The organism is Aquibium pacificum, from assembly GCF_040839445.1.
GTDB classification, from domain to species: Bacteria; Pseudomonadota; Alphaproteobacteria; order Rhizobiales; family Rhizobiaceae; genus Aquibium; species Aquibium pacificus.
Window position 1 is genome coordinate 153305 of record NZ_JBDPGJ010000007.1, and the last position, 24716, is coordinate 178020.

General features: G+C 65.6%; 22 protein-coding genes and 1 tRNA gene. 7 read left to right on the plus strand and 16 right to left on the minus strand.

The features are described from left to right. Positions 1-54 precede the first annotated feature (54 nt). Positions 55-3516 (plus strand): chromosome segregation protein SMC, encoded by a 3462-nt coding sequence (gene smc / locus ABGN05_RS25840; RefSeq protein ID WP_367956893.1) that lies wholly within the window; start codon positions 55-57, stop codon positions 3514-3516. A gap of 8 nt (positions 3517-3524) precedes the next feature. Here smc and ABGN05_RS25845 read toward each other — a convergent pair whose 3' ends face one another. The 4 genes from ABGN05_RS25845 to ABGN05_RS25860 all read right to left on the minus strand — a co-directional run bounded on the left by ABGN05_RS25845 (position 3525) and on the right by ABGN05_RS25860 (position 5831). Then, entirely contained in the window at positions 3525-3869 is a 345-nt protein-coding gene (locus ABGN05_RS25845; protein WP_367956894.1) for a VOC family protein, read from the minus strand. Positions 3870-3957: 88 nt separating this feature from the next. Continuing rightward, positions 3958-4284, minus strand: a complete 327-nt coding sequence (locus ABGN05_RS25850) for a hypothetical protein (protein ID WP_367956895.1) — start codon at positions 4282-4284, stop codon at positions 3958-3960. Between the two features lie 70 nt (positions 4285-4354). Continuing rightward, complete coding sequence (locus ABGN05_RS25855) at positions 4355-4978, minus strand: nuclear transport factor 2 family protein (protein WP_367956896.1); 624 nt, start codon at positions 4976-4978, stop codon at positions 4355-4357. 91 nt (positions 4979-5069) lie between these two features. After that, entirely contained in the window at positions 5070-5831 is a 762-nt protein-coding gene (locus tag ABGN05_RS25860) for a hypothetical protein (protein WP_367956897.1), read from the minus strand. A 286-nt stretch (positions 5832-6117) separates the two neighbouring features. Between ABGN05_RS25860 and ABGN05_RS25865 the strand changes: the two genes are divergently transcribed. From ABGN05_RS25865 to ABGN05_RS25880, 4 genes are all read left to right on the plus strand, one after another. Then, entirely contained in the window at positions 6118-7164 is a 1047-nt protein-coding gene (locus ABGN05_RS25865; RefSeq protein ID WP_367956898.1) for an ABC transporter substrate-binding protein, read from the plus strand. Between the two features lie 64 nt (positions 7165-7228). Then, positions 7229-8041, plus strand: a complete 813-nt coding sequence (locus tag ABGN05_RS25870) for an ABC transporter ATP-binding protein (RefSeq protein ID WP_367956899.1) — start codon at positions 7229-7231, stop codon at positions 8039-8041. After that, on the plus strand, positions 8038-9120 hold the full coding sequence (locus ABGN05_RS25875; RefSeq protein WP_367956900.1) for an ABC transporter permease: 1083 nt from the start codon (positions 8038-8040) through the stop codon (positions 9118-9120). Before ABGN05_RS25870 ends, ABGN05_RS25875 begins: the two co-directional genes overlap by 4 nt. A gap of 123 nt (positions 9121-9243) precedes the next feature. Continuing rightward, on the plus strand, positions 9244-9909 hold the full coding sequence (locus ABGN05_RS25880; RefSeq protein WP_367956976.1) for an SDR family NAD(P)-dependent oxidoreductase: 666 nt from the start codon (positions 9244-9246) through the stop codon (positions 9907-9909). Positions 9910-9929: 20 nt separating this feature from the next. Here ABGN05_RS25880 and ABGN05_RS25885 read toward each other — a convergent pair whose 3' ends face one another. The 7 genes from ABGN05_RS25885 to ABGN05_RS25915 form a co-directional block, all read right to left on the minus strand. After that, positions 9930-10448: a pyridoxamine 5'-phosphate oxidase family protein gene (locus tag ABGN05_RS25885; RefSeq protein ID WP_367956901.1), complete on the minus strand. Its 519-nt coding sequence runs from the start codon at positions 10446-10448 to the stop codon at positions 9930-9932. A gap of 79 nt (positions 10449-10527) precedes the next feature. Next, positions 10528-11061, minus strand: a complete 534-nt coding sequence (locus ABGN05_RS25890; RefSeq protein ID WP_367956902.1) for an Hsp20/alpha crystallin family protein — start codon at positions 11059-11061, stop codon at positions 10528-10530. Between the two features lie 396 nt (positions 11062-11457). Beyond that, positions 11458-12282, minus strand: coding sequence for a universal stress protein (locus ABGN05_RS25895; protein ID WP_367956903.1), 825 nt, complete (start codon positions 12280-12282; stop codon positions 11458-11460). Between the two features lie 426 nt (positions 12283-12708). Next, positions 12709-12876: a hypothetical protein gene (locus ABGN05_RS25900; protein ID WP_367956904.1), complete on the minus strand. Its 168-nt coding sequence runs from the start codon at positions 12874-12876 to the stop codon at positions 12709-12711. An 80-nt stretch (positions 12877-12956) separates the two neighbouring features. Beyond that, entirely contained in the window at positions 12957-13349 is a 393-nt protein-coding gene (locus tag ABGN05_RS25905; RefSeq protein ID WP_367956905.1) for a hypothetical protein, read from the minus strand. Between the two features lie 71 nt (positions 13350-13420). Then, complete coding sequence (gene groL / locus ABGN05_RS25910; protein WP_367956906.1) at positions 13421-15046, minus strand: chaperonin GroEL; 1626 nt, start codon at positions 15044-15046, stop codon at positions 13421-13423. Positions 15047-15089: 43 nt separating this feature from the next. Beyond that, positions 15090-15407: a co-chaperone GroES gene (locus tag ABGN05_RS25915; RefSeq protein ID WP_367956907.1), complete on the minus strand. Its 318-nt coding sequence runs from the start codon at positions 15405-15407 to the stop codon at positions 15090-15092. A 283-nt stretch (positions 15408-15690) separates the two neighbouring features. Between ABGN05_RS25915 and ABGN05_RS25920 the strand changes: the two genes are divergently transcribed. Beyond that, complete coding sequence (locus ABGN05_RS25920) at positions 15691-15954, plus strand: DUF1488 family protein (RefSeq protein WP_367956908.1); 264 nt, start codon at positions 15691-15693, stop codon at positions 15952-15954. 160 nt (positions 15955-16114) lie between these two features. On the opposite strand, the gene ABGN05_RS25925 is transcribed toward ABGN05_RS25920, so the two are convergent. The 3 genes from ABGN05_RS25925 to ABGN05_RS25935 all read right to left on the minus strand — a co-directional run bounded on the left by ABGN05_RS25925 (position 16115) and on the right by ABGN05_RS25935 (position 18129). After that, positions 16115-16672 (minus strand): hypothetical protein, encoded by a 558-nt coding sequence (locus tag ABGN05_RS25925; protein ID WP_367956909.1) that lies wholly within the window; start codon positions 16670-16672, stop codon positions 16115-16117. Positions 16673-16801: 129 nt separating this feature from the next. After that, the gene (locus tag ABGN05_RS25930; protein WP_367956910.1) at positions 16802-17896 is read right to left on the minus strand and encodes an AI-2E family transporter; all 1095 of its coding nucleotides are present in this window, start codon (positions 17894-17896) and stop codon (positions 16802-16804) included. 158 nt (positions 17897-18054) lie between these two features. Next, positions 18055-18129 (minus strand) — tRNA-Gln (locus ABGN05_RS25935). Positions 18130-18313: 184 nt separating this feature from the next. Between ABGN05_RS25935 and ppdK the strand changes: the two genes are divergently transcribed. Next, positions 18314-20974 (plus strand): pyruvate, phosphate dikinase, encoded by a 2661-nt coding sequence (gene ppdK, locus ABGN05_RS25940; protein ID WP_367956911.1) that lies wholly within the window; start codon positions 18314-18316, stop codon positions 20972-20974. A 143-nt stretch (positions 20975-21117) separates the two neighbouring features. Here the strand turns inward: ppdK and ABGN05_RS25945 are convergent, their stop codons facing one another. Together ABGN05_RS25945 and ABGN05_RS25950 are read right to left on the minus strand one after the other, a co-directional pair. Continuing rightward, positions 21118-21429 (minus strand): hypothetical protein, encoded by a 312-nt coding sequence (locus ABGN05_RS25945; protein ID WP_367956912.1) that lies wholly within the window; start codon positions 21427-21429, stop codon positions 21118-21120. Beyond that, complete coding sequence (locus tag ABGN05_RS25950) at positions 21426-24647, minus strand: type ISP restriction/modification enzyme (RefSeq protein WP_367956913.1); 3222 nt, start codon at positions 24645-24647, stop codon at positions 21426-21428. The genes ABGN05_RS25945 and ABGN05_RS25950 overlap by 4 nt, the downstream gene beginning before the upstream one ends. Between the last annotated feature and the right edge of the window lie 69 nt (positions 24648-24716).

A 24716-nucleotide genomic window follows, 5' to 3' on the forward strand; every position in this document is an offset into this window, starting at 1 on the left:
CCTGACGGGCGGGCGGGGCACGACCGCGTCCGCATTTCGCGGCGGACGGGCCTGATGCGCTTTTCCCGCCTCCGCCTTCTCGGCTTCAAGTCCTTCGTCGAGCCTGCCGACTTCATGATCGAAGGCGGGCTGACGGGCGTGGTGGGGCCGAACGGCTGCGGTAAGTCCAACCTCGTCGAGGCCCTGCGCTGGGTCATGGGCGAGAATTCCTACAAGAACATGCGCGCGTCCGGCATGGACGACGTCATCTTCTCCGGGTCCGGCACGCGGCCCGCGCGCAACACGGCCGAGGTCACGCTCTTCCTCGACAATGCCGAGCGCAAGGCGCCTCCCGCCTGGAACGACGCCGACGAGTTGCAGATCTCGCGCCGCATCGAGCGCGAGGCCGGTTCCGTCTACCGCATCAACGGCAAGGAAGCCCGCGCCAAGGACGTGCAACTGCTGTTCGCCGACCAGTCGACCGGCGCGCGCTCGCCGTCCATGGTCGGGCAGGGCCGCATTGGCGAACTGATCCAGGCGAAACCCCAGGCGCGCCGGGCGCTGCTCGAGGAGGCGGCGGGAATATCCGGTCTCCATTCGCGCCGGCACGAGGCGGAGCTTCGCCTGCGCGCTGCCGAGCAGAACCTGGAGCGGCTCGACGACGTCACCCGCGAACTCGAGGCGCAGATCGAGAGCCTGAAGCGCCAGGCGCGGCAGGCGGCCCGCTTCAAGAACCTTTCCGCCGAAATCCGCCAGGCCGAGGCGATCCTGCTTCACCTGCGCTGGGCGCAGGCCAAGGCGCAGGAGGCCGAGGCCCAGTCGGCGCTCTCGGCCGCGACGTCCTTGGTGGGCGACCGCGCGCAGGCGCAGATGAATGCCGCCAAGGACCAGGCGGTCGGCGCCATGAAGCTGCCGGAACTGCGCGACGCCGAGGCGGCCGCCGCGGCCGCGCTGCAGCGCCTCACCATCGCGCGGACGCAGATCGACGAGGAGGCCGAGCGCCTCCGCGTCCGCACCGCCGAACTCGAAAAACGCATCGCCCAGCTCGATGCCGACATGGCGCGCGAGGAGCGCATGGTGCGCGACAACGCCGAGACGCTGGCGCGTCTCGACGAGGAAGAGACGGTCCTTAAGGGCGAGCATGCAGGTTCCACGGAGCGCGAGGCGTCCGCGAGGCTCGCATTCGAGGAGGCGACGCAGCGGCTTACCGCCAGCGAGGCCGCGCTTGCGAAGGTCACCGCCGAACGTGCCGAGGCCAACGCCGCGCGCACGCAGTTCGAGCGCGCGGTGCGCGAGCATTCGGAGCGCAGGACGCGCCTCGACCGTCAGCTTGCAGACACGACCGCCGAGATGGCGACAATGGCCGCTCGGCTCGCCGCATTGCCCGACCCGGCCGAGAAGAAGCGTCTCGTCGAAAGGGCGGAATCGGGCGTGGCGGAGGCCGAGGCCGCGGCGGTCGCATCCGAGCGGCGCGTGACGGAGGCCCGCTCGAAGGAGGGTTCGCTGCGGCCGCTGGTGCAGGAGGCGCGCGCCGCGCTGCAGCGCATCGAGACCGAGGCGCGGACGCTGGCAAAGATCCTGAATGCCGGCTCCTCCGATCTCTTTCCGGCCGTGCTGGAGCAGATCAGGGTCGATCGCGGCTTCGAGACCGCGCTGGGCGCCGCCCTCGGCGAAGACCTCGACGCGCCGCTCGACCGTGCCGCCCCGGCGCATTGGGGCGGCATGGACGTCCCCGCCGAGGGCGACCCGCGATTGCCCGGGGGCGTTCCGCCGCTGGCGGATAAGGTGCGGGCGCCGGGCCAGCTCGCCCGCCGGCTGGCGCAGATCGGCATCGTGGACAAGGAGGACGGCCCCCGTCTCCAGAAACTGCTCGCGCCCGGCCAGCGCCTCGTCAGCCGCGACGGCGCGGTCTGGCGCTGGGACGGGTTCGTCGCCGGCGCCGACGCGCCGACGGCCGCCGCGCAGCGACTGGCGCAGAAGAACCGGCTGGCCGAACTCGACCAGGAGGCCTCCTCGGCCGCTGCCCGGGCGCGGGAAGCCGAGGCCGTGCTCGCCGAGGCGGAAGCTGCCGTGCGCACGCTGGTGGACGCCGAAAAGGCGGCGCGCGAGGCCTGGCGCGCCGGACAGCGCGCGCTCGGCGAGGCGCGCGACGAGCTTGCCAAGGCCGAACGATCGGCCGGCGAGCTCGCGACACGCCGCGCCGCCTTGCAGGAAGCGCTGGCGCGCATCGAGGAAAGCCGCGGCGAGGAGGCGCGCCTGCTCGGCGAGGCGGAGGCGGCGCTTTCGGCCGCGGCCGACCCGCGCGACCTCCAGTCCGCCTTCGAGCGACAGACCGCCCTCGTGGCCCAGGACCGGAGCGCCGTGGCCGATGCGCGCGCGGCCAGCGACGGCCTGAAGCGCGAGGCCGAGGCCCGCCAGCGCCGCCTGGAGGCGATCGCCAAGGATCGCGCGACCTGGATATCGCGCGCGGAGAATGCCGATCGCCAGATCGCCGCGCTCGGCGAGCGCCGCACAGAAGCCGTGGCCGAGCGCGAGGCCATGGCCGACGCGCCGGACGAACTAGACCAGCGCCGCCGCGCGCTCCTGTCGCAGCTTTCCGAAACCGAACGCAAGCGCCGCGAGGCGGCCGACCGGCTGGCAGAGGCCGAGACCCGGCAGGCCGCGCTCGACAAGGCCGCCAATGCGGCAATCCAGGGGCTGGCCGAATCGCGCGAGGCGCGCGCCCGCGCGGAAGAGCGCCTCAACGCCGCCGACGAGCGCCGCCGCGACGCCGAGGCGCGCATCCAGGAGGCACTGGGCGTCCAGCCGCATCTCGTGATCCGCCAGACCGGCCTCGCCCCCGGCGATCCGCTCCCCGACATGGCCGAGGTCGAGCGCAAGGTCGACCGGCTCAAGATCGAGCGCGAACGCCTCAGGGCCGTCAACCTGCGGGCGGAGGAGGAGCAGCGGGAACTGTCCGACCGGCTCGAATTGATCGTCTCGGAGCGCGAGGACATCGTCGAGGCGATCAAGAAGCTGCGCCAGGCGATCCAGAGCTTGAACAAGGAGGGTCGCGACCGGCTGCTCGCCGCATTCGACCAGGTCAACGCCCAGTTCCAGCGGCTTTTCACCCACCTCTTCGGCGGTGGCACGGCCGAGCTCCAGCTGATCGAATCCGACGATCCGCTGGAAGCCGGCCTGGAGATCCTCGCTCGGCCGCCCGGCAAGAAGCCGCAGACCATGACGCTGCTGTCGGGCGGCGAGCAGGCGCTGACTGCGATGGCCCTGATCTTCGCCGTCTTCCTCACCAATCCCGCGCCCATCTGCGTGCTCGACGAGGTCGACGCGCCGCTCGACGACCACAATGTCGAGCGCTTCTGCAACCTGATGGACGAGATGGCGCGCACCACACAGACGCGCTTCGTCATTATCACCCACAATCCCATCACCATGGCCCGCATGAACCGGCTGTTCGGCGTCACCATGGCCGAGCAGGGCGTCAGCCAGCTCGTCTCCGTCGACCTCCAGACCGCCGAGCGCATCCGCGAGGCAAGCTGAGCCGAAGTCTACTTCCCCCACACTGCCAGTTCGTTGCCGGCGGGGTCGGCGAAGTGAAAGCGGCGGCCGCCGGGGAAAGAAAAGATCGGCCGTACGATCTCCCCGCCCGCGTTTTCCACAGCGGCAAGCGTTTCCTCCAAGTCTTCAGAATAGAGGACGGGAAGCGGCTTTGGCGGAGCCTCCTCCTTCTCCGCCGAGAATCCGCCTTCCAGACCTTCGTCGAAGGCAGAGTAGGTCGGGCCGTAGTCGGTGAACGACCATGAAAAGGCATCGCTGTAGAACGCTTTGACCCGGTCCAGGGTGCCGCCCGTGGCCGGTAGTTCGAGGTAGTCGAGCTTGCCGGTGCTCTTCATGGCATCCTCCGAATGATGTTCATGATATGTTCTAAGCCGGGCAGCCCGATATTTCAATCCCCCTGCACCGGCCTCCAGCCCTCATTCCCTACCTGCACTTGCGCCGCGAGATGGACCGGTCCATCGCCGCGACCTCGCCGATGGCGCGACCGCGTTGCTTCTCGCTGGCACTGCGATAGTCCGGCACGAGCATGCCGACTCCAGGCTCCAGGTATTTCGGTCTCTCGCCAGGGACGAGCGCTGGCCCGCTCGCCGTGATGGCATAGCGCGCGGCGAGCGCGTCACGCTGGGCGACGAGGTCCGGACAGGCAATGGCGTCGAAATGCAGCGACGACACGATTTCCTCGTCCAGCGCCGACGACATGCATCCGCAAAGGGCAAACAGCGGCAAGGCGAGGACCAGGGCGCACTTCATGGGCTTCTCCGACATGCAATGACGTCGCGACGATTATGCTGCAGATTCCGCCCAAAGAACGACCTTTTTCCTAATGCCGCACTGCGGTTCCCGCCTGGAGCTCGCCGCCGGCAAGCCATTTCCTTCCCCGCTCGTAAAGCGCCTCGACCTCCGCGCCGGTCAGGCCCGGCATGTCGCGCTTGACCGCGTAGCCGATGCCGGTCTGGAGGTAGGCGAGGTGGCGATATCCTTCCGGAAACCGGCCCAGAAGCTCGGGGTCGAGCTTCGGCGCCTGCGTCGGGTCGAGCGGGTCGAGCCTGTCCTTCTCGTAGATCGGCTGGCGCAGCACCACGCCCCAGCGGCCGTCGCGCTTCTCCAGGAAGTCGTAGAAGCGGCCGGTGCACACCACGTCGCATTCCACCCCCTCCACGGCAGCGCGCTGGCTGATCGTCATCTTGGTCTGCGCGATCGCGCGAAAGCCCGAAAGGTCGATCGAGGTGCCGCCGAGGAAGTGCAGGATGCGCACGCCATTGTCGAAGCCCTTGCGGCTGACGGAGATGAACTCGTCGGCGCTGCCCTGGAACCAGGTCGCCATCATCCGACCGTCATCGTGCCACACGGTGCGGAACCGGTCCCAGTCGCCGGCATCGCGCCACACCGCCCAGTTCTCCAAGAGATCCCGGATGGCGAGGCGGTCGATCAGGACGTCGTTCATCGGGCATGCTCGCGGTTCATTTCGTTCGGGACGCCCTTTCTAGGCACCGCGCTCTACCGCGTAAAGGCGCCGCCGCCGCCCGCCGCCCGCGTCATTGTTCGCCCGATTGGAGAAAGTCCGACCGATGCAGCATCACCATCCGGTCGAGCGTGTCCGACGACAGCGCGTGAGCAAGGCGGTAGACGGTCAGCGTCTTCTCCGGCGCGGGCACGCCCGCATCCGACAGCGCCGCAAGCAGCCCAGCCATCGCCTCGAAGAGCGCATCCTCGCCGTAGCTTTCGATCAGGATCGCCCCGTCCCTTGGAAAATTGGGCGCTTCTCCGCCGATCCTGAAGGGCACGTCCGGCACGCCGGCGTCCCTCTGGATGACATGCACGGCGATGAAGGGCGGTCTCGTCAGCAGTCTTGCCAGCGCAGCGTGAAGTTGGCGGTCTTCGAGATCGACCGCGTCGTCCACCATGAGCGCCGCGACGGCGCCTCCGAGACCACCGCCATGCGAGGCGATAAGCCGGCCGCAAAGGCGCATGAAGCCCCGGAAGTGCGGGCGCATGCTGGCCGACCAGTCAGTCGGATTGTCGAGGAGCCTGCGGTAGGGGGCGCTTTCGAGCACGCCAGTGTCCCGCAAATCGTAGAGCGTCAGGTATTCGGGCAGCGGCCCGTCGACGCGGCGATAGCGGCGCGCGCCGATCATGCCTGGCACCGAGATCCGTTCCGGCACGTGTTCGCGGCTGTGCCAGGCGTCGTACTCGTGGCGTACCGCGGGGTCGACACCGTTCCACAGCGCCAGGATTGCCTTGCCTGAAAGATCGATTGTCCTGCTCCTTGTCCATGGGGACCTTCGAATTTTGCCCACTGTGCCATTGGAGCATGCCTCCCGAAAGTCGGAACCGGTTTCGGGACAAAGGCATGCACGAAATCAGGGACCTGAAGCGCAGGGAGCGAAGGCGAAAGACCGCGCTGCGCGTCGAAGGCGGAAAACGTTTGATCAAGCTTTCCCCCGCCCGTACTGTTCCGGTCCCTGATGCGGGCGCGCTCGATTGCGGAGGCGACAGCCGGCTCGTGGGGAAAGAAAGACAAAGCGCGCATGCCGCATGGTTGCCGGTACGTGCACGAGAAGATCGACCAAAGGGAGGAAGACCATGCCGAGATTGACGAGAAGGGGCCTTGGCGCCTGGGCCGCCGCGACGATGCTGCTCCTGGGCGGACCGTTCACCGCCGGTACGAGCCGTGCCGCGGACGTGGCGCCGCTCGATCCGCCGCAGACCGTGAAGGTCGCCTACGTACCCATCATGAAGTTCGCCGCGGCCTACGTGGCCAAGCAGCGCGGCATCTTCGACAATTACGGGCTCGACGTCCAGTTCGAGCGGGTGAAGTCCGGCACGGAGGCGATCGCCTTCCTCGACCAGGGCAGCGTCGACGTCGGCGGCATCGCCATCGTCTCCTCCCTCTGGTCGGCCTGGGACCGCGGCCTCGATATCCGGGTCATCGCGCCCGGAGCGCTCGACCCGATGGAGAACGGACCCACCAAGCTCCTGGTGCGCAAGGATCTGGCCGATAGCGGCGCCATCAAGTCGATCGCCGACCTCAAGGGCAAGCGCGTCGGCGCGGCGGGCGGTCCCGGCAGCGGCGGCGAGTTCTTCGTCAGCAAGGCGCTCGAACAGGCCGACCTGACCATCCGCGATGTCGAACTGATGAACATCGGCAACGCCGACATGCCGGCCGCTCTCGAGGCGAAGTCGATCGACGCGGCGCTTCTGAGTTCGCCCTTCTCCGATCAGGCGATCGGATCGGGCAACGCCGTGGTTCTGGCGCAGGATTTCACCCCCGGCCTGATGACCGTCGCCTTCGTCGCGTCGGGTAAATTCATCAAGGAGCGGCCGCAAGCCGCCGAACGTTTCGTGCTGGCGCTCGCCGAGGCGGCGCGGATGATGCAGGGCGATGACTACCTCGCACCCGAGAACATCGAGGCCTACCTCGCGCACACCGCCTCCACCGAGGAGGCGATTCGCAAGGGCAATCCGGTGATCTACGATCCCAATGTCGCCATCCCCGTCGAGGGCTTGGCCGACGTCGAGCGCGTCCATCGCGAGAACGGCCGCACCGAATACGAGGAGCCGCTCGACCTGTCGAAGGCGGTCGACGAGACCTTTACGAAGAAGGCCATCGAGACGCTCGGCGCGATGTGATGCCGGCGATTTATCCGGCGCGGGCGGAGTGCTTCTGCCCGCGCAGGCCTTTTTGGAACGCCGCATGACGACACATGACAGCGACGGTCGCGCCGGCGCCGCCAAGATATCGGCTCGCAACGTGACCAAGGCCTATCCGACGCTGGACGGCTTCATCGTGGCGCTCGAGGATTTCAGCCTCGAGGTCGCGGAGGGCGAGTTCGTCTGCATCGTCGGTCCGTCCGGATGCGGCAAGTCCACCTTTCTGCGCATGCTGGCGGGTCTGGAGGAGATCTCGTCCGGAACGATCGAGATTCGGCCCGGGTCGGACCCGGGCAAGCCGCTCAACAGCGTCGTCTTCCAGGAATATGCCATCTTCCCCTGGAAGAGCGTCATCGAGAATGTCGCCTTCGGGCTCCGCATGCGCGGCATCGGCCACAGGGAACGCCACGAGACGGCGCGCTACTGGCTGGACCGCGTCGGCCTCGGCAAATTCGCAGACTATTACCCGCACCAGATTTCGGGCGGCATGAAGCAGCGCGTTTCGATCATCCGGGCGCTCGCGAACGATCCCGAGGTCCTCCTGATGGACGAGCCTCTCGGTGCGCTCGACGCGCAGACGCGCGTGGTGTTGCAGGAGGAATTGCTACGCATCTGGGAGGAGACCCGCAAGACAGTCGTCTACATCACCCACAGCCTCGACGAGGCGGTACTGCTCGGGGACCGTGTCATCCTGATGAGCGCCCAACCGGGGCGCCGGCTGGCGACCTTCGAGATCGACCTTCCGCGTCCCCGCAGCATCGACGCCATGAACACGCCGCGTTTCGCCGAATACCGCGCCGGCATCTGGGACCAACTGTCGAGCGAGGTCATCCGCGCCATGGAACTGCAGCAATGACCGAAGTCGCCGCGAAGCCGGTTCCCGTATCCACGGAGCCCGTCCCGCGTTCCGCCTCGCAGGCAGCCGATCGCCGCGCCATTCTCATTCTCGCCGCGGCCATCGTGGCGCTCAACGCCGTGCTGGCGTTCGTCGGGTTGTGGATACCGTTCGCTTGGCTCGCCATCCTCGCGAGCTTTGTGCTCGTGGTCATGATCTGCGAGCGCCTCGGCCGCATGGTACCGCTGCGCCGCCGGACGGCCTACGAGCGCGCGCTCGCCTTCGGCTTTCCCGCCCTCGTGCTCCTCCTGTGGCAGTTCTCGGCGCAGATGGGCCTCATCAATCCCACCTGGTTCCCGCCGCCGACGCGCATCCTTGCCGGGCTCTGGGACATGACTGTGCGCTACGACAAGTTCTCCCAGACCAGCCTGATTGGCAGGCCTTGGCTCATTCCCGAATATTTCGGGCGCGACGGTCTTGCCGGCGTGTGGACCCTCCTGTCGGAGAGCCACGTTCTGGCGACGATCAGCCGCGTGATGATCGGCTTCGTACTCGGCTCCATCCCGGGCATCCTGCTGGGGGTCGTGATGGGCGTGAACCAGACGGTGCGGCTGATGCTCGACACCACGCTCTCGGCCATCTACGTGCTGCCCAAGATCGCCATCTTCCCGATCGTCATGCTGATCTTCGCCGATCCCTTCGGCGAGGGGCCGAAAATCCTCGTCGTGGCGCTTGCGGTCTTCATTCTTATGACCATCAACACGATGGCCGGCGTGCGCGGCATCGACAGGGTCTACCTCATGGCTGGCCGCAACTACGGCGCCAACGGCTGGCAGATGATGCGCCACGTCATCGTTCCCGGCGCCATGCCGGTCATCTTCGCGGGCCTGAGGATCGCGCTCGGCACGGCCATGATCGTCATCATCTCGGTCGAGTTCCTTCGCGCCAAGCAGGGCGTCGGCTTCATCACCTTCTACTACTGGGAAGTGCTGAACCCGGAGAAGATGTATGCCGGCCTCCTCGTCGTCATGATGCTCGGCGTCGTGCTCACCTACCTCTTGCAATGGCTGCAACGCCGGATGATGCCGTGGCAGCGCTGATGCCACGGCGTCCCGTCTGCATGCGGAGGGGTCCTCAATGAAGGTTGCCCTGGTCACCGGAGGTGCCGGCGCGGTCGGCGCGGCGACCGCGCGGATGCTGGCCGAAGACGGTTCGCCGTCGCGATCGCCGATCTGGACGGCGAGGCAGCAAGCGCCGTCTGCGATGAGATCGGCCGCGGCCACGGCGTCGAGACGATCGCCATCCGGGCCGACCTGTCCGATCCGGCCTTCGCGGCGCCGCTGGTCGGCGCGATCGGCGAGCGTTTCGGCCGGCTGGACTGCCTGGTCAACAATGCCGGGCGCTCCGGCGCGCCAAGGATCGGCGAGGTCGATCTCGACGTCTGGAACGCCGTGCTCGCGCTCAACCTCACCGCCCCGATGCTGCTCGCCCAGGCCGCCTTGCCGCTGATGCGCGCCGCCGGCGGCGGCAGCATCGTCAACGTGGCCTCGCGCGTCTACCTCAGCGGCACCGGCATCGGCTACGGGTCGAGCAAGACGGGCCTGATCGGGCTGACCCGCACGCTCGCGGTCCAGCTCGGCCCGGACAACATCCGCGTCAACGCCGTGGCGCCGAGCTATCTCAAGACGCCGTTCAACATCGGCAGCGCCGAGAAGCTCGAAGCGACCGCCGAGGCCTTCCGCGCCTTCACGCCGCTCGGGCGGCTGGGCACGCCGGAGGACGTGGCCGGAGCCATCGCCTTCTTGGCATCCGACCGCGCCTCCTTCATCACCGGCGACGTCATCCACGTCTGCGGCGGCTCGCAGCTCGCCCCCACCCCGCAAGGCTGACGCGGTACGGCCCGTTCCGCTCAGGCGGCTTCGCCCAGCGGGATCAGCCAGTGGTGGCGCATGCTGTCGAGCGTCTCGGCGATGTCGCCCGCCTCGATCGAAACGAGGTCGGTGTGCCCGAAGCCCTTCGAATAGTCGAGGATCGACAATACCGTCGGCCTGACGCGCATGACCTTGACCGAACCCGGCTCCGCCGGCTCCACCGAGGCAATCTGCGGGAAACGATCGGTCATCAGCGTCCAGACTTGTTCCAGTTCCCCGAGCGCGGTGACCTCCTCGGCGATTCCCGCCATCGACAATCCCCTGATCTTCATCCAGTCGCCATAGGGAGCCGTCATGGTGACGGAGATGCGCGGCTCGCGCGCGATGTTCTTCGCCTTCTGGGACTCGGCGCCGCAGCCGAAATAGATCAGCAGGCCGTCATGCACGAAGGAGACGACGGTCGCCTGCGGCGCTCCGTCCGGCCGCACCGTGGCCACGCTCATGTCGAGGCATGACGTCAGGATGTCGAGTGCGGTCCGCTGCAGGTCGTGTTTCATGGGGGAGACTCCGTAACGGTTCCGGGGTAAGGCGCGCCGTATCTCGCGGCACGCCCGGCGTTGCGCGGTCGCGGACGGATCAGGCCGCCTTCACCGCGATCTTCTTCTCGTCCTTCTTGGCCTCGGCGCTCTTGGGCAGCTTCACCGTCAGGACGCCCTTGGTGAGGTTCGCCTCGATCTTGTCGACGTCGACGCCCTCGGGGATCCGGAAGCTGCGCTGGAAGGAGCCGTAGCGGCGTTCGGAGAGGTAGTAGTCCTTCTCCTTCTCTTCCGTTTCCTCCGACTTCTCGCCCTTGATGGTCAGCGTGCCGCTGGCAACCTTCACCTCGACGTTCTTGTCGTCAAGGCCGGGCAGTTCGGCGGAGATTTCATACTCGCCTTCCTTCTCGGCCAGGTCCATCGCCGGCGCGACCTGCCATGCCGCGGCCTTGGGCCATGCGAGTTCGAGGTCCTTCGCTCCGCCGAACGGGAAGCCACGCGAGAACGGGTGGAAGTCGTCGAAGAGCCGGTCGATCTCGCGCCGGAGGTTCGTCAGAGGCAGCCAGGCCTCGTCCTTCCTCGCAGGCTGCTTGTTATCGTTCTTCACGGTGAGTTTGGTGGCGGATTCGGCCATGGTCTTGATCCCTTGCGAAAGAGTTGAGCCGAAGCCGTCCAGTGTCTGCGTCGCCCGGAGGTGCCGGGCGTCTCGGACGCGGACGGCTTCTCCCCGATCGCCTGCGCCGGATCGGACGTCGATGGAGGTCGTCCACCCCAAGGGGCGGCGCTCCCTCCGTTCTTCTTCCGAAGCGATGCGGCTCGAAGAGAACGGCAATCTAGCCGGACCCGCCTGTTCCACATTGATGCGGATCAACTGGCGCCGGAATTGCCCGCTTGTCTTGGCGCGTATGTGTCTGAGGCCTTTCGCAGCCGCGCGACCAACAAAAAAGCGGCCGGACACTTTGGTCCGGCCGAGTCAGGGCCTCAGGGTATCGCCCGAGACGCCGCGTCGCTTGGGAGGATGCGACGCAACTCAGTTGGAGAGGAGCCGGTTCACCGAGCTCGCGTGCAGGAGCCGGCGCGTGACCCCGCCGAAGGCCCATTCGCGCAGGCGGCTGTGGCCGTAGCCGCCCGATACGATCAGGTCGGCGCCCATCTCGAACGCCGTCGTCGACAGCGTGTCGCCAAACTCCTCGTCGGCGGGCAGCAGGCATTCGGAGCGTGCCGCCACGCCGTGCTTCATCAGGAAACGCACGACGTCCGCCAGGCTCTCCTTGGAGCGGATGCGGTCGTCCTCGTCGACCGTGGCGACCAGTACGTCCTTGGCATGGGCGAGGAACGGCATAGCATCGATGACGGCCCGGCGCGCCTCGCGCGTGTCCTTCCAGGCCACCAGCACGCGTTCCGACTTCAGGGGCTCCTGGCTGCCCGAAGCGACGAGCACGGGGCGCCCGGCCGAAAGGATCAGCGTGCCCAGGTCGGGGGAACGGAAGGTGTCGTGCGTGCCTTCCTTGGGAATGCCCGTCACCAGCAGGTCGGCTGCCCTGGCGTTTTCCGCGAACAGTCTCGTCGGATCGCCGACCGAGCCGCGGAACGACACGCTTTCGCCGTGGCCTGCTATGCTTTCGAAGGCCTGGCCGATCTCCTTCAGCCGCGCCTCGATCTCCTCGCTCTCGCGCTGCATCAGTTCGGCGCTGACGATCGCGCCGTCCATGGGAGCGACGGACGTGTGCGGCTGCGCGGCGCAGAAACCGATCAGATCCGCCTCGAAGCGGCCCGCGACGTCGAGCGCGAACCGGATGCGCGGTTCCGGCGCTCCGTCGAGATCGAGCTGAACCATGACGGTGCGGTAGATCATTGCGTGTACCTCCTGAAGCATTTCCGCTTACCGACCACGGAAAGCCGACGCCGGCATTGACGCGGGTCAAACCGGGACGGAGTCGGGCGCAAGGGGTGCGGGCCGGTGGAGGTGTGTATGGAACGGGTGGTGCCGGCTCGGAAGGTCGGGGCGGAGGTGGAACGGTTGCGACATCGCTCTCCACGCCGGCTTCCGAACGGATCGCCGAGGCTCGGGGCGCTTTTTGTCGCGCCTGCGGTTCGTTCAACCCCCCGCCGGACGGCAAGGTTGGGGCCGGGAATGGTCTACCGGCTTTCACGCGGAAGACATCGTGGGTCTCGCTGAAGCCGTTTTCGCGGCGGGGCAGGGCGGCGAACTCGGCGGCGGTTCAAGCCGCGATGGGATGGTGCGCGCGGAGACGTGGCATTCCCGGAATCGCCTGCGCGATCATATCAACTTGGTGTCGTCGGCCGTTTTGCCGTCGCGACGGCTGGCGCCATCGGTGTCGGATTTCCGATGCCGTTCCTTGGCGGCCTTGCGGATATTTTCGAAACGGTTCTCCTCGGGTTCATTGGGCGCGGATTTCGGGTCGGTTTTCTTCGTGAAGGTGATCATTGGTCGCGCTCCTTGAAGGGCTGGCAGAGAGGCGCGCCGGGACCTGTGGCCCGGCGACTGCCGCGTGGGTCGAGCCGGTCTTACGCCGCGAGGGCCGTGGAGCAGCCTTCAGCGCCGCGCCTGTCAGGGGTCGTCTGCCCCGGCATGGTGGCCCAACCGCCCGCCTCGATGAACTGGCGCTTCTTGTAGCCGTCGGTGAGGGCCTTGAACTCGACGAGCCGAGCCGCCGCGTCCGGCGCCGCGTTGAAGCGCTCCACGCAGATGGCGGACGCCAGTTCACCGCGCGCGACATCGCCCGCGGTCGTGGCCGCCGTGCGCGACGTGCCGCCGGTCACCCAGCCGCCCCAGCTGAATCCGACGACGATCGCCGCGACGGCCGCGCCGACGCAAGCCCAGGCGAGCGTCGATTTCGTCGGCTGGTAGTCGTCCCAGTGCTGAGACATGCTCTTCTTGCTGCTGTTCTGCATGGCCATGGAGGTTCTCCTTGCTGATTGCGGTTTGAGATCGGCTTTGCGGCCACGATGACCGAAAGGTTCGGGCGCGCTCAGTATCCCATCCCGCCGCCATTACCGGCCTCGGGCGCATCCTTGGGCGGCGCGTCGGCGATCATCGCCTCGGCGGTGATCAGCAGGGCCGCGATCGATCCGGCATCCTGCAGGGCGGTTCGCACCACTTTGGCAGGATCGACGATGCCCGCCTTGATCATGTCGACATAGGTCTCCGTCTGTGCGTCGAAACCGTGATTGGGGTCTTTGCTGTCGCTGAGCTTTCCCACGACGATTGAGCCCTCGACGCCGGCATTCTCGGCAATCTGGCGGACGGGCGCTTCGAGTGCCCTGAGCACGATGGATATGCCGGCCGTCACGTCGGAATTTGAGCCTGACAGCGAGGTCAACGCGGTTCGGGCGCGCAGCAGTGCCACGCCGCCACCCGGCACGATACCTTCCTCGACTGCCGCGCGTGTCGCGTTGAGCGCGTCGTCCACGCGGTCCTTCTTCTCCTTGACTTCCGTCTCGGTCACGCCGCCGACGCGGATGACGGCGACGCCGCCGGCAAGCTTCGCCAGCCGCTCCTGCAGCTTCTCCTTGTCGTATTCGGACGTGGTCTCTTCGATCTGCGCCTTGATCTGCTGGATACGCGAGGCAATCACGGCCTTGTCGCCGGACCCGTCGATCACGGTCGTCGTGTCCTTCTCGATCACGACGCGCTTTGCGCGGCCAAGCATCTCGAGCGAGACGTTCTCCAGCTTGATGCCGAGATCTTCGGAGATCACCTGGCCGGCGGTCAGTACCGCTATGTCTTCCAGCATCGCCTTGCGCCTGTCGCCGAAGCCGGGAGCCTTGACCGCCGCAACCTTCAGGCCGCCGCGCAGCTTGTTGACCACAAGCGTGGCCAGCGCCTCGCCCTCGACATCCTCCGAGATGATCAGCAACGGCTTGCCGCTCTGCACCACCGCTTCGAGAATCGGCAGCATGGCCTGCAGGTTGCCGAGCTTCTTTTCGTGGAGGAGGATGTAGGGATCGTCCAGTTCAGCCCGCATCTTCTCGGCATTTGTGACGAAGTAGGGAGACAGATAGCCGCGGTCGAACTGCATGCCCTCGACGACGTCGAGTTCCGTTTCGGCGGTCTTGGCTTCCTCAACGGTTATCACGCCTTCGTTGCCGACCTTCGCCATGGCTCTGGCAATCATCTCGCCGACCGTCTTGTCGCCGTTCGCGGCGATGGTGCCGACTTGCGCGATCTCTTCGGACGTATTGACCTTCTTCGACTGCGCCTGGATTTCCTTGACGACGGCGGCGACGCCGAGATCGATGCCGCGCTTCAGGTCCATGGGGTTCATTCCCGCGGCGACCAGCTTGGCGCCTTCGCGCAGGATCGAGGCGGCGAGAACCGTGGCGGTGGTGGTGCCGTCGCCGGCAAGATCATTGGTCTTGGAGGCCACCTCGCGCACCATCTGCGCGCCCATGTTCTCGAACTTGTCCTCGAGCTCGATTTCCTTGGCGACGGTGACGCCGTCCTTGGTGATGCGCGGCGCGCCATAGGACTTGGCTATCACGACGTTTCGGCCCTTGGGGCCCAGCGTCACCTTGACGGCGTTGTTGAGCAGTTCCACGCCCCGCAGCATGCGGTCGCGTGCATCCCCGGCGAATTTGATTTGCTTGGCAGACATGATGTTTGTCCAGTTCGGTTTTGAGAATGCGGAATCGGAGAGGTCAGGCGGCCTTCTTGGCTGGCAGTTCGGACTTCTCGACGATGCCCATGATGTCGGCCTCCTTCACGATGAGGAGATCCTCCCCGTCGATCCTGACCTCGGTGCCCGACCATTTTCCGAACAGGATCAGATCGCCGGCCTTGACGTCGAGAGGCGTGATCTTGCCGGTCTCGTCGCGGGAACCCGGGCCAACGGCGACCACCTCGCCTTCCTGCGGCTTCTCCTTCGCGGTGTCGGGAATGATGATCCCGCCTTTGGATTTGAGTTCACCTTCGGCGCGCCGGATGACGACGCGGTCGTGGAGTGGACGAAATTTCATCGGAATCTTTCTGAGGCCGGCGCATAAGGCGGCCACGCCACTTACATAGCCCTCTTGGCACTCGATTGATAGGAGTGCCAGAATATTTTTAGCCGCACTTGGGAATATTAGGATCCATCGATCTTGAAATTTACTGGTTCTGCGATTTCGGAGAAAGCCAAGATTGCGATATTTTATTGAGTTTAATCAGATCATTGACAAACTTGTGCTGGTTTCGCCTTGCCCGATGGCAGATTCGTTCGTATCTGAATAGGAACTTTTATTTCCGTGAGGAACGCCGCAATTGACCCTGGAATTTCCCAACCGCAGCCGCAGCTTCGACGAAACGCGCAACGCGGTTCGCTTCATCGGCTATGACGGTATGTTCGAGGTGCCGTTCTTCGTCGAGGCAGATGCCCTGTCGAGGCCTGACGGGATCGCCCGGTCGGAAGCGGAATGCCTCACGGCGTTCGACGCGGCGTGCAATTCGATCCATGACGTGGCGCGGAAAGCCTATGCTCCTGGCCGCCGCAGAGCCTACGTTCTGACGGCCACGGATTTCCGGTAGACGAGGCTTCCATTTCTTGCGGCACCGGCGTGATTGCGCGACGCGATCATGCTCCCACGTTCCATCGCCGGAATGTCTGTTTCGGATTCCCAGGAAGGACGGATCAAGGGCATCGTTGATGCGCGTTGCCGCCGCTCTCTGACGTCCCGTTTCGACCCCGTCAGCCCCTATGCGCTTCGATCGGCTCGGCCGGTCCGGCTGGGCCGGCCATGCCGGGCAGGCTCGACGTGTCTAGCATGCGCGAGGTCACCAGCGCCTGCCACAGCGCCTTGATGCTGCGCTGCGTCGTCACGGGGATGTAGATCGCGGCGCGGTCGGTCCCATAGAACGCGACATGCGGGTCGCTGCGCACGACCTGGAAGGCCTGCGCTATCCGTTCAAGGCAGGCGACGAGCTGTCCGGGGTCCGACAGCCGCGTGTGCCGCATGATGTCGGCCACCGCGGCGCGGTGCAGCCCCTGCGGCTCCGCGTGCCCCGGCGCCGTATCGCGGCTGAGCTCGAAGAAGACCTGGCAGGCCAGATAGTCGTCGCGGATGTGCTCCAGGATGGCGCTCGCCTCCTGCGGCGAACAGGCAGCCAGAGAGACGTCGCGGGCGCCTTTCCCGTCGGGCGAGGCAGCCTCCAGCATGAGTTCCTCCGCGAGAAGGGTTCTGATCCATTCCTTCACTTCCGGTGGCGCCGACCGGATCTGGTCGGCGCGCAGCAACAGGTCGGCCATGTCGAGGGTTCCTTGCAGATGCGTCTACCGCATCCGATAGGCCTGCCGGCGGGGAAGGACATTGACGGACATCAAACCGGGACGATGCTGCCTTCGTGCCAACGCCGGTGTGGTCGCGAGGCAGGCGCGCTACTCGTCCTCCGCGTCGGCCATTGGCGCCGCCGCACGGGCCGGCTCGGGTTCCAGGCTGTCGCGGGTCGCGACGAAGATGTCCCACACCGCGATGAACATGGCGGCGATCATCGGACCGATCACGAACCCATTGAGGCCGAACACCGAGATGCCGCCGAGCGTGGAGATCAGGACGACGTAGTCCGGCATCCGCGTCGACTTGCCCACCAAGTAGGGCCTGAGCAGATTGTCCACGAGCCCGATCACCAGCATCCCGAAGGCGATCAGCACGAGACCCTTCAGCACCGCTCCAGACACCAGAAGGTAGATCGCCACCGGCACCCAGACGAGGCCCGATCCGACCAGCGGCAGGAGCGCCAGGAACGCCATCAGTACGGCCCAGAGCACAGGCGCGTGGATGCCGAGCAGCCAGAAGATCAGTCCGCCCAGCGCGCCTTGCAGCGCTGCGACCAGCAGCGAGCCGCGGACCGTCGCGCGCACCACGACAGCGAACTTTTCCAGGAGCGCGTCGCGCTGGCGCGAGCGCAGCGGTATCGCCCGCTTGATGCGCCGCGTCAGCCCCGCGCCGTCCCTGAGCAGGAAGAACAGGAGGTAGAGCATCACGCCGATGCCCACGAAGAATTCGAGCGTGCTCTGCCCCACGATCAGGGCACGCGAGACCAGGACCTGCAGGAACTGGGTGAACGTCTCCGACAGCCGGTCGCGGATGGCGTCCAGGCTGGTCAGGTCGAGCGCCGCCAGCGGCTCCTTCATCCAGCCTGGGATGCCGTCGATGATGCCTCTAAGGATCTGCCCGAGATCCACCTGGCCGGACTGGATGTTCTCGTAGAGCGTGGTGGCTTCCAGCGCCAGCGAGGACGCGATCAGAAGCAGAGGTACGATGACCAGCAGCACGGTCAGCACCACCGTGACGATCGCCGCGAACCCCGGCCGCCCGGTTGCCCGCGACAGGCGGCGCTGCACCGGCAGGAAGATGATCGCCGCGATCACCCCCCATAGCACCGCGCCGAAGTAGGGCCACACGATGACGCCGAACGCGACGGATGTGAGCAGCAGAAGCCAGAGGAACGCCTGGTCCTCGATCGTGCGCATCGTTGCTTCCCGTGTCCCTGCACCCGCCGAACATCACTACAGGGAGCGGCGCAGGAGACACAAACGGTTTCGGAAAGGAGACGAACGTGCCCGCCGGATCGAAGTTCCATCCGCGGGAGAGCCGCGACATCCGGTGTCCGGAATGGACTCTGAAAACCTGGCTGGGGCGCCTGGATTCGAACCAGGGAATGGCGGTACCAAAAACCGCTGCCTTACCGCTTGGCTACGCCCCAATCGCGGTGCCGGCCGGCAGACCGGTCTTATATGGAGATGCTTCCGGGAGCGCAATATCCCGCCCGTCGGGTTTCGAGCGGGGCACCACTTGCCGACCGTTTTTCGGCCGGTACCGCATTTGCGATGGAAATTGCGCGTGCAACGCAATATCACGCATCCGGCACTGACGATGGAGGAGCCGCGATGGCGAAGTGGGTCTATGGGTTCGGCGGCGGCGAGGCCGACGGTGGCGCCGGCGACAGGAACCTGCTCGGCGGCAAGGGCGCCAACCTCGCCGAGATGAGCGGCCTCGGCCTGCCCGTGCCGCCCGGCTTCACCATCACCACCGAGGTCTGCACGCATTACTATGCCAACGGCCACGCCTATCCCGAAGAACTCGACGACCAGGTCGACGCCGCTCTCGATCGCATCGGCGAACTGACGGCGAAGCGTTTCGGCGACCCCGCCCGCCTGCTCCTCGTCTCGGTCCGTTCCGGCGCGCGCGCCTCCATGCCCGGGATGATGGATACGGTGCTCAACCTCGGCCTGAACGACGAGACGGTGGAGGCCTTGGCGCGGGACGCGGGGGACCGGCGGTTCGCCTATGACAGCTACCGCCGCTTCATCCAGATGTATTCCAACGTCGTGCTCGGGCTCGAGCACGAGATGTTCGAGGAGATCCTGGAGGAGGAGAAGGCGCGGCGGGGGGCGGAGTACGACACGGAACTCGCCGCCGAAGACTGGGCCCGCGTCACCGAGCTCTACAAGGCCAAGGTCTTCGAGGAGATGGAAAAGCCCTTCCCGCAGGACCCGCGCGAGCAGCTGTGGGGCGCCATCGGCGCCGTGTTCTCGTCGTGGATGAACCCCCGCGCCATCACCTACCGCCGCCTGCACGACATCCCCGAGAGCTGGGGCACGGCCGTCAACGTCCAGGCCATGGTGTTCGGCAACATGGGCGACACGTCGGCCACCGGCGTCGCCTTCACGCGCAACCCCTCGACCGGCGAGAAGAAGCTCTACGGCGAGTTCCTGGTCAACGCGCAGGGCGAGGACGTGGTGGCCGGCATCCGCACGCCGCAGAACATCACCGAGGAGGCGCGCATCGGCGCCGGCTCCGACAAGCCGTCGCTCGAAAAGCTGATGCCGGAGGCCTTTCGCGACTTCGTCACCATCGCCGACCGGCTCGAGGGCCACTACCGCGACATGCAGGACCTCGAATTCACCATCGAGCGCGGGCGGCTGTGGATGCTGCAGACCCGCTCGGGCAAGCGCACGGCCAAGGCCGCGCTCAGGATCGCCGTCGACATGGCGGGCGAGGGGCTGATCGGCCAGGAGGAGGCGGTCTCCCGCATCGAGCCCGGCTCGCTCGACCAGCTGCTCCACCCCACCATCGACCCGAAGGCGGAGCGCGACGTCATCGCCATCGGTCTGCCCGCCTCGCCGGGAGCCGCCACCGGCGAGATCGTGTTCTCCTCCGACGAGGCCGAGGAGCTCAAGGCCGCCGGCCGCCGCGTCATCCTGGTGCGCATCGAGACCAGCCCGGAAGACATCCACGGCATGCACGCCGCCGAGGGCATTCTGACCACGCGCGGCGGCATGACCAGCCACGCCGCCGTGGTGGCGCGCGGCATGGGCAAGCCCTGCGTGTCGGGCGCCGGCCAGCTGCGCGTCGACTACCGCAACCAGACGCTGACGGCCATGGGCCGCACCTTCAACAGGGGCGACGTCATCACCATCGACGGCGCCAACGGCCAGGTGCTGGCCGGCCAGGTCGCCATGCTCCAGCCGGAACTCTCGGGCGATTTCGCCGCCATCATGGAATGGGCCGACAAGATCCGCCGCATGAAGGTGCGCACCAATGCCGAGACGCCGGCCGACGCGCGCACCGCGCGCTCCTTCGGCGCGGAGGGCATCGGGCTCTGCCGCACCGAGCACATGTTCTTCGAGGACGATCGCATCAACGTCATGCGCGAGATGATCCTCGCCGACACCGAGAGCGGCCGGCGTTCCGCGCTGGCAAAACTCCTGCCCATGCAGCGCTCGGACTTTTCCGAGCTGTTCGAGATCATGGCCGGCCTGCCGGTGACCATCCGCCTGCTCGACCCGCCGCTGCACGAGTTCTTGCCCAAGTCCGGCAAGGAGATTTCGGAGGTCGCGGCGGCCATCGGCGTGTCGCCCGAAAAGCTGCGCCAGCGCACCGAGGCCCTGCATGAGGCCAACCCCATGCTCGGCCACCGCGGCTGCCGGCTCGCCGTCTCCTATCCAGAGATCGCCGAGATGCAGGCGCGCGCCATCTTCGAGGCGGCGATCGAGGCCGGCCGCAAGACCGGCGCGCCGGTGGAGCCCGAGATCATGGTGCCGCTGGTGGGCATCGTGAAGGAGCTCGACTTCGTCAAGGCGCGCATCGACGCGGTGGCGAAGGCCGTGATGGAGGAGACGGGCGAGACCATCGCCTATCTCGTCGGCACCATGATCGAGCTGCCGCGCGCCGCCATCCGCGCCCACGAGATCGCGCAGGCCGCCGAGTTCTTCTCCTTCGGCACCAACGACCTGACGCAGACCACCTTCGGCATCAGCCGGGACGACGCCGCCGCGTTCATGGAAACCTACCGCCAGAAGGGCATCGTCGAGGCCGACCCCTTCGTCACCCTCGACGTCGAGGGCGTGGGCGAACTGGTCCGCATGGCCGCCGAAAAGGGCCGCGCCACGCGGCCCGCCATAAAACTCGGCATCTGCGGCGAACACGGCGGCGATCCCGCCTCGATCCGCTTCTGCGAGGAGGTGGGTCTGGACTACGTGTCGTGCTCGCCGTTCCGGGTGCCGATCGCACGGCTGGCGGCGGCGCAGGCGGCGGTGGGAAAGTAGGGAGTGCGTGGTGCGTAATGCGTAGGGAGTAGGGAGTAGGGATCGGCAGTCGGGAAGCCGCCACCGCCCCCTTCCTCGCCCCCCAACGGGGGGAGAGGTGGCTCGCGAAGCGAGACGGAGTGGGGGGCGCCTTTCCGCGGGGGCTAGCGGTCTGGCCGATATCCGTAGGCCTTCAGGCGCTCTCTCGCTTTGGCAATCTCGTCATCGGTAAACAGGGGATGCCATTTCGGGTTGTCGATCACCCTTGCCTCGACCGTAAGATCTAACCGCCCGCGTTCGTAGAGGCGTGTGTAGCCCTCCGATGGTTGCGTCGCATTGATGAGGTATTTCGCGGTCGCCAACCCACCCCTTTCATGCAGCATCTGCAGAAATACTTTGGCGTTGTAGCCAGCGTCTCTCTTGGCGGTCACATAGATGTCGTGCATCGCCTTTTCGAAGTCGGGTGGCCCCTTCACCGCCTCGCCTCCTTCATCGCTTCCGTGATCGCCACGGTCTCGACGCTCACTCGCGTGACGCGCATCAAAAGGTCGATCACCTTTTCCTTGTAGTCGGCGAAGCGGTAGGTGTTGAATTTCTCGCGGATCGTCGGGTCCTTCGGCGTCTTCTCCTTGTACTGGTCGAGGATCCAGTCCAGCCCGGAGCGGTTGCCGAGCCGGTAGTCCCACGCCTCACTTGGGATGCCCGAGAGCTGCGTCTCCGTGTCGAGCCGGATGATGCCGTTGTCCCTGTCCGCCTTCAGGATGGCGCGCGGCGCCACGCCGGCCGCCCGCGCCTTTTCGTCGGGCGTGTCCAGCCTCTCCAGCGGCCATGGCTCGACCGTCTCGTAGCGGATATGCAGCGCCATCAGCCTTTCGCCCCATTCCGCCCATTTCCGGAAATCCGGGTAGAAGGGGATGCGCGGGAACTCGCGCTTGAGATTGATGGCGTATTTCTCGCGATACACCGGGTCGTGCAGCACGCCGTAGACGTAAGTGAAGATGTCGTCCTTGGTGATCTGGCGAGCCGGCCGGCCCCGGCCGCGATCCGCCTTGGCGTAGGCGGGGTGTTCATGAAGGCCGATCTCCCCCCTTGAGGGGGAGATGCCCGACAGGGCAGAGGGGGGTGCGTCGTGCGATGCGGCATCACCCCCCTCTGTCGACTTCGCCGACATCTCCCCCTCAAGGGGGGAGATCACCGCGTCGGCATCTCGCTCGTTCCTGGAATAGGCCTCCCGGAACTTTTTCAGCGCCCAGTCGGTGATGTTGTCGATGCGCTCGCCGGTGGCGGTGTAGCGGTAGCGGGAAACAACGCGCGAATCGCCAATAAAATGGAAGTCCAAAGGACGCTCCGTTGCCAGGCATCGAAAATCCCCACCATTCGGAAATGCGACGTGGATGTTGCCCTCTCCTCCTTGTTGAACAAGAAAACCAAGTTCATCAATGAGTAAAGGGGAAAGATAAGCATTCACCTTGAAGAATGGGCGATAATCATAAGCTACTACAAGCTCGTTGTTGAATGCCTCATTCCGGGCAGATTTTGCTTTACCCTTGAGATTACGCGACCACTTCAAAGTATCAACATAATTATTCTCATTAACAGATCGTGTGTATAGCGCGAGTGACAGAGCAACCTTTTGTCTTAGGATCACTACCGAAGGGTCCGTTACCCACTGATCGCGCGCAGTATTTACTCCATTTCCAAATTGTCGAAAGACAGCCCTCTCCTGCCCCTTCGCCTTCGCGGCCTTTGTCTTCTTGTCCGCGACCGGGATCAGATCGTCCCATTCGTTTTCTGTCAGGTTGATCCAGTTTGCGTTTTTATCTGGCTCGAGAAGTTCAAGGCGCCTCTGACTCAGAGGAGCGGAGGCAAGGAAACTTCGCTTCTCATCAGACTTGGCGTAGTCTCGAACAGCCTCATAGCGAACAGTGAATCCCTTTGCCCGCCGCTTCTTGACCCAAAAACTTACGGCTATGCCGACCTTGATCTGATCGTCGAAGACATTCCCACCCTCCCGTCGTCGCTTCTCGCCACTGTTGCGAGCGTTGCCTTTTAGGTCGATGATGTACGCTTCGTGAAACTCCTGCGCCACTGCCCTTCGAAACCCGTCGAAGGTGCGGCTGTCGATGAAGGAGCGGTTGGTCACGAAAGCCAGCACACCGTCGTCGTGCAGCCGGTCCGTAGCCCAGCGGAAGAAGCGGGCATACATGTCGTAGAGCTTGGTCTTCTGCGCGGTCGACAGCCGGATGTAGCTCGACTTGATCAGCTCGTCGATGCGCGGATAGGTACGGTTCTGGTTGTTCTCGTTCTCGTTCTGCTGGTTGGCATTGTAGGGCGGATTGCCGATCACGACCGATATCTTGCGCTTGTTCTGCCGCTTCACCCGCTCGACGTTCTCTTCCGAGAGCCCCGCGAACATGTCGTGCTGGTAGCCCGCCTTGATCCCGAGGCCCGCAACATTGTCCAGCGTGTCCACGAAGCACAGGTTCGGGAACTCGGCGAACTGGCCCGAGATCGCGGCATAGGTCGCCTCGATGTTCAGGTTCGCCACATAGTAGGGCAGGATCGCCACCTCGTTGGCGTGCAGCTCGTTCTTGTACTTGTGCGCCAGCTTTTGCGGCTGGCCGCGAAAATGCTCCAGAAGCTCGCAGATGAAGGTGCCGGTTCCGGTCGCCGGGTCGAGAATCTCGACATGCTCATCGATCAGCGCCTTGCCGAAATGTTTCTGGGTGAGCCAGTCTGCGCCCTCGATCATGAACTTCACGATCTCGTTGGGCGTATAGACCACGCCCAGCCGGTCGGCGGCCTTCGGATTGTATACCTTGTAGAAGTTCTCGTAGATGACCTTGAGGAAGGTTTGCTTTTCGTGATGGCTGTTGATCTGCGCCGCGTTGGCGCGGATCGCGGCGTAGTAGGGTTCCAGCCCTTTCAGCGTCTCGCGCTTCACTTGGCCCGTAAAGAACTTGCCCTCCAGCGTGTAGAGCTCCCGGGCGATATTGTTCTCGCGGTGGAAATCCCCCTGGTCGAAGACGTGGTTGAAGATTTCCTCGGTCAGGATGTGCTGGATCAGCATCTCCCGCACGTCGGCCTCGCCCAGCGTCGGGTTGATCGTATCCTTGCAGTGTTCGAGAAACTTCTTCGCCGCCGCCCGGAAATCCGCGTCATCGTCGTAGGCCGTGTCGATGCGCTTCCGCAGCGCATCCAGCACCGCAGGCAGGTCTGCCTTGAACTGCGCCACCGCCTTGCGGAACTCCGCGATCTCCTGCCGCTCGTAGGAAAAGAACAGCGTGAGCAGCCTCAGCAGGCCATCGGTGTCGATCATCGGTGACCGCATCACCTCCTGCCGGTTCTGGATCAGGATCGCCGTCTCCGAATTCTCGAAGATGATGTTGTCCTGCGGATAGCCGCGCCGGAACTTCTTTTCGATCTCCCCCTCGAGGTCGTCCTTGGTGTCCTTGGCCTCCCAGAAGCCGAGCGGCACGCGGATGTCGTGCAGCACCGTGCCGTCCGGATAGACGGTCGTTTTCTGGCTCGTCGCGAAGGGATATTCCTCCAGGAAGACCAGTTTGTGCGACGTGGCCCACTGGTCGAGCAGCCGCCGGAAGGCCGGCCGGATCACCTGCTCGTTTGTGACGCCGGAAAATTTCCGCAGGCGATCGATCTCGTTGAGATAGTTCTGGACGAGCAACTGGCTCATGTTTCCCCCAATGCGGAACGCATAGGAGCAGATCGCAACGCAGGATGGAAGAACGTCTCTGAACCGCGA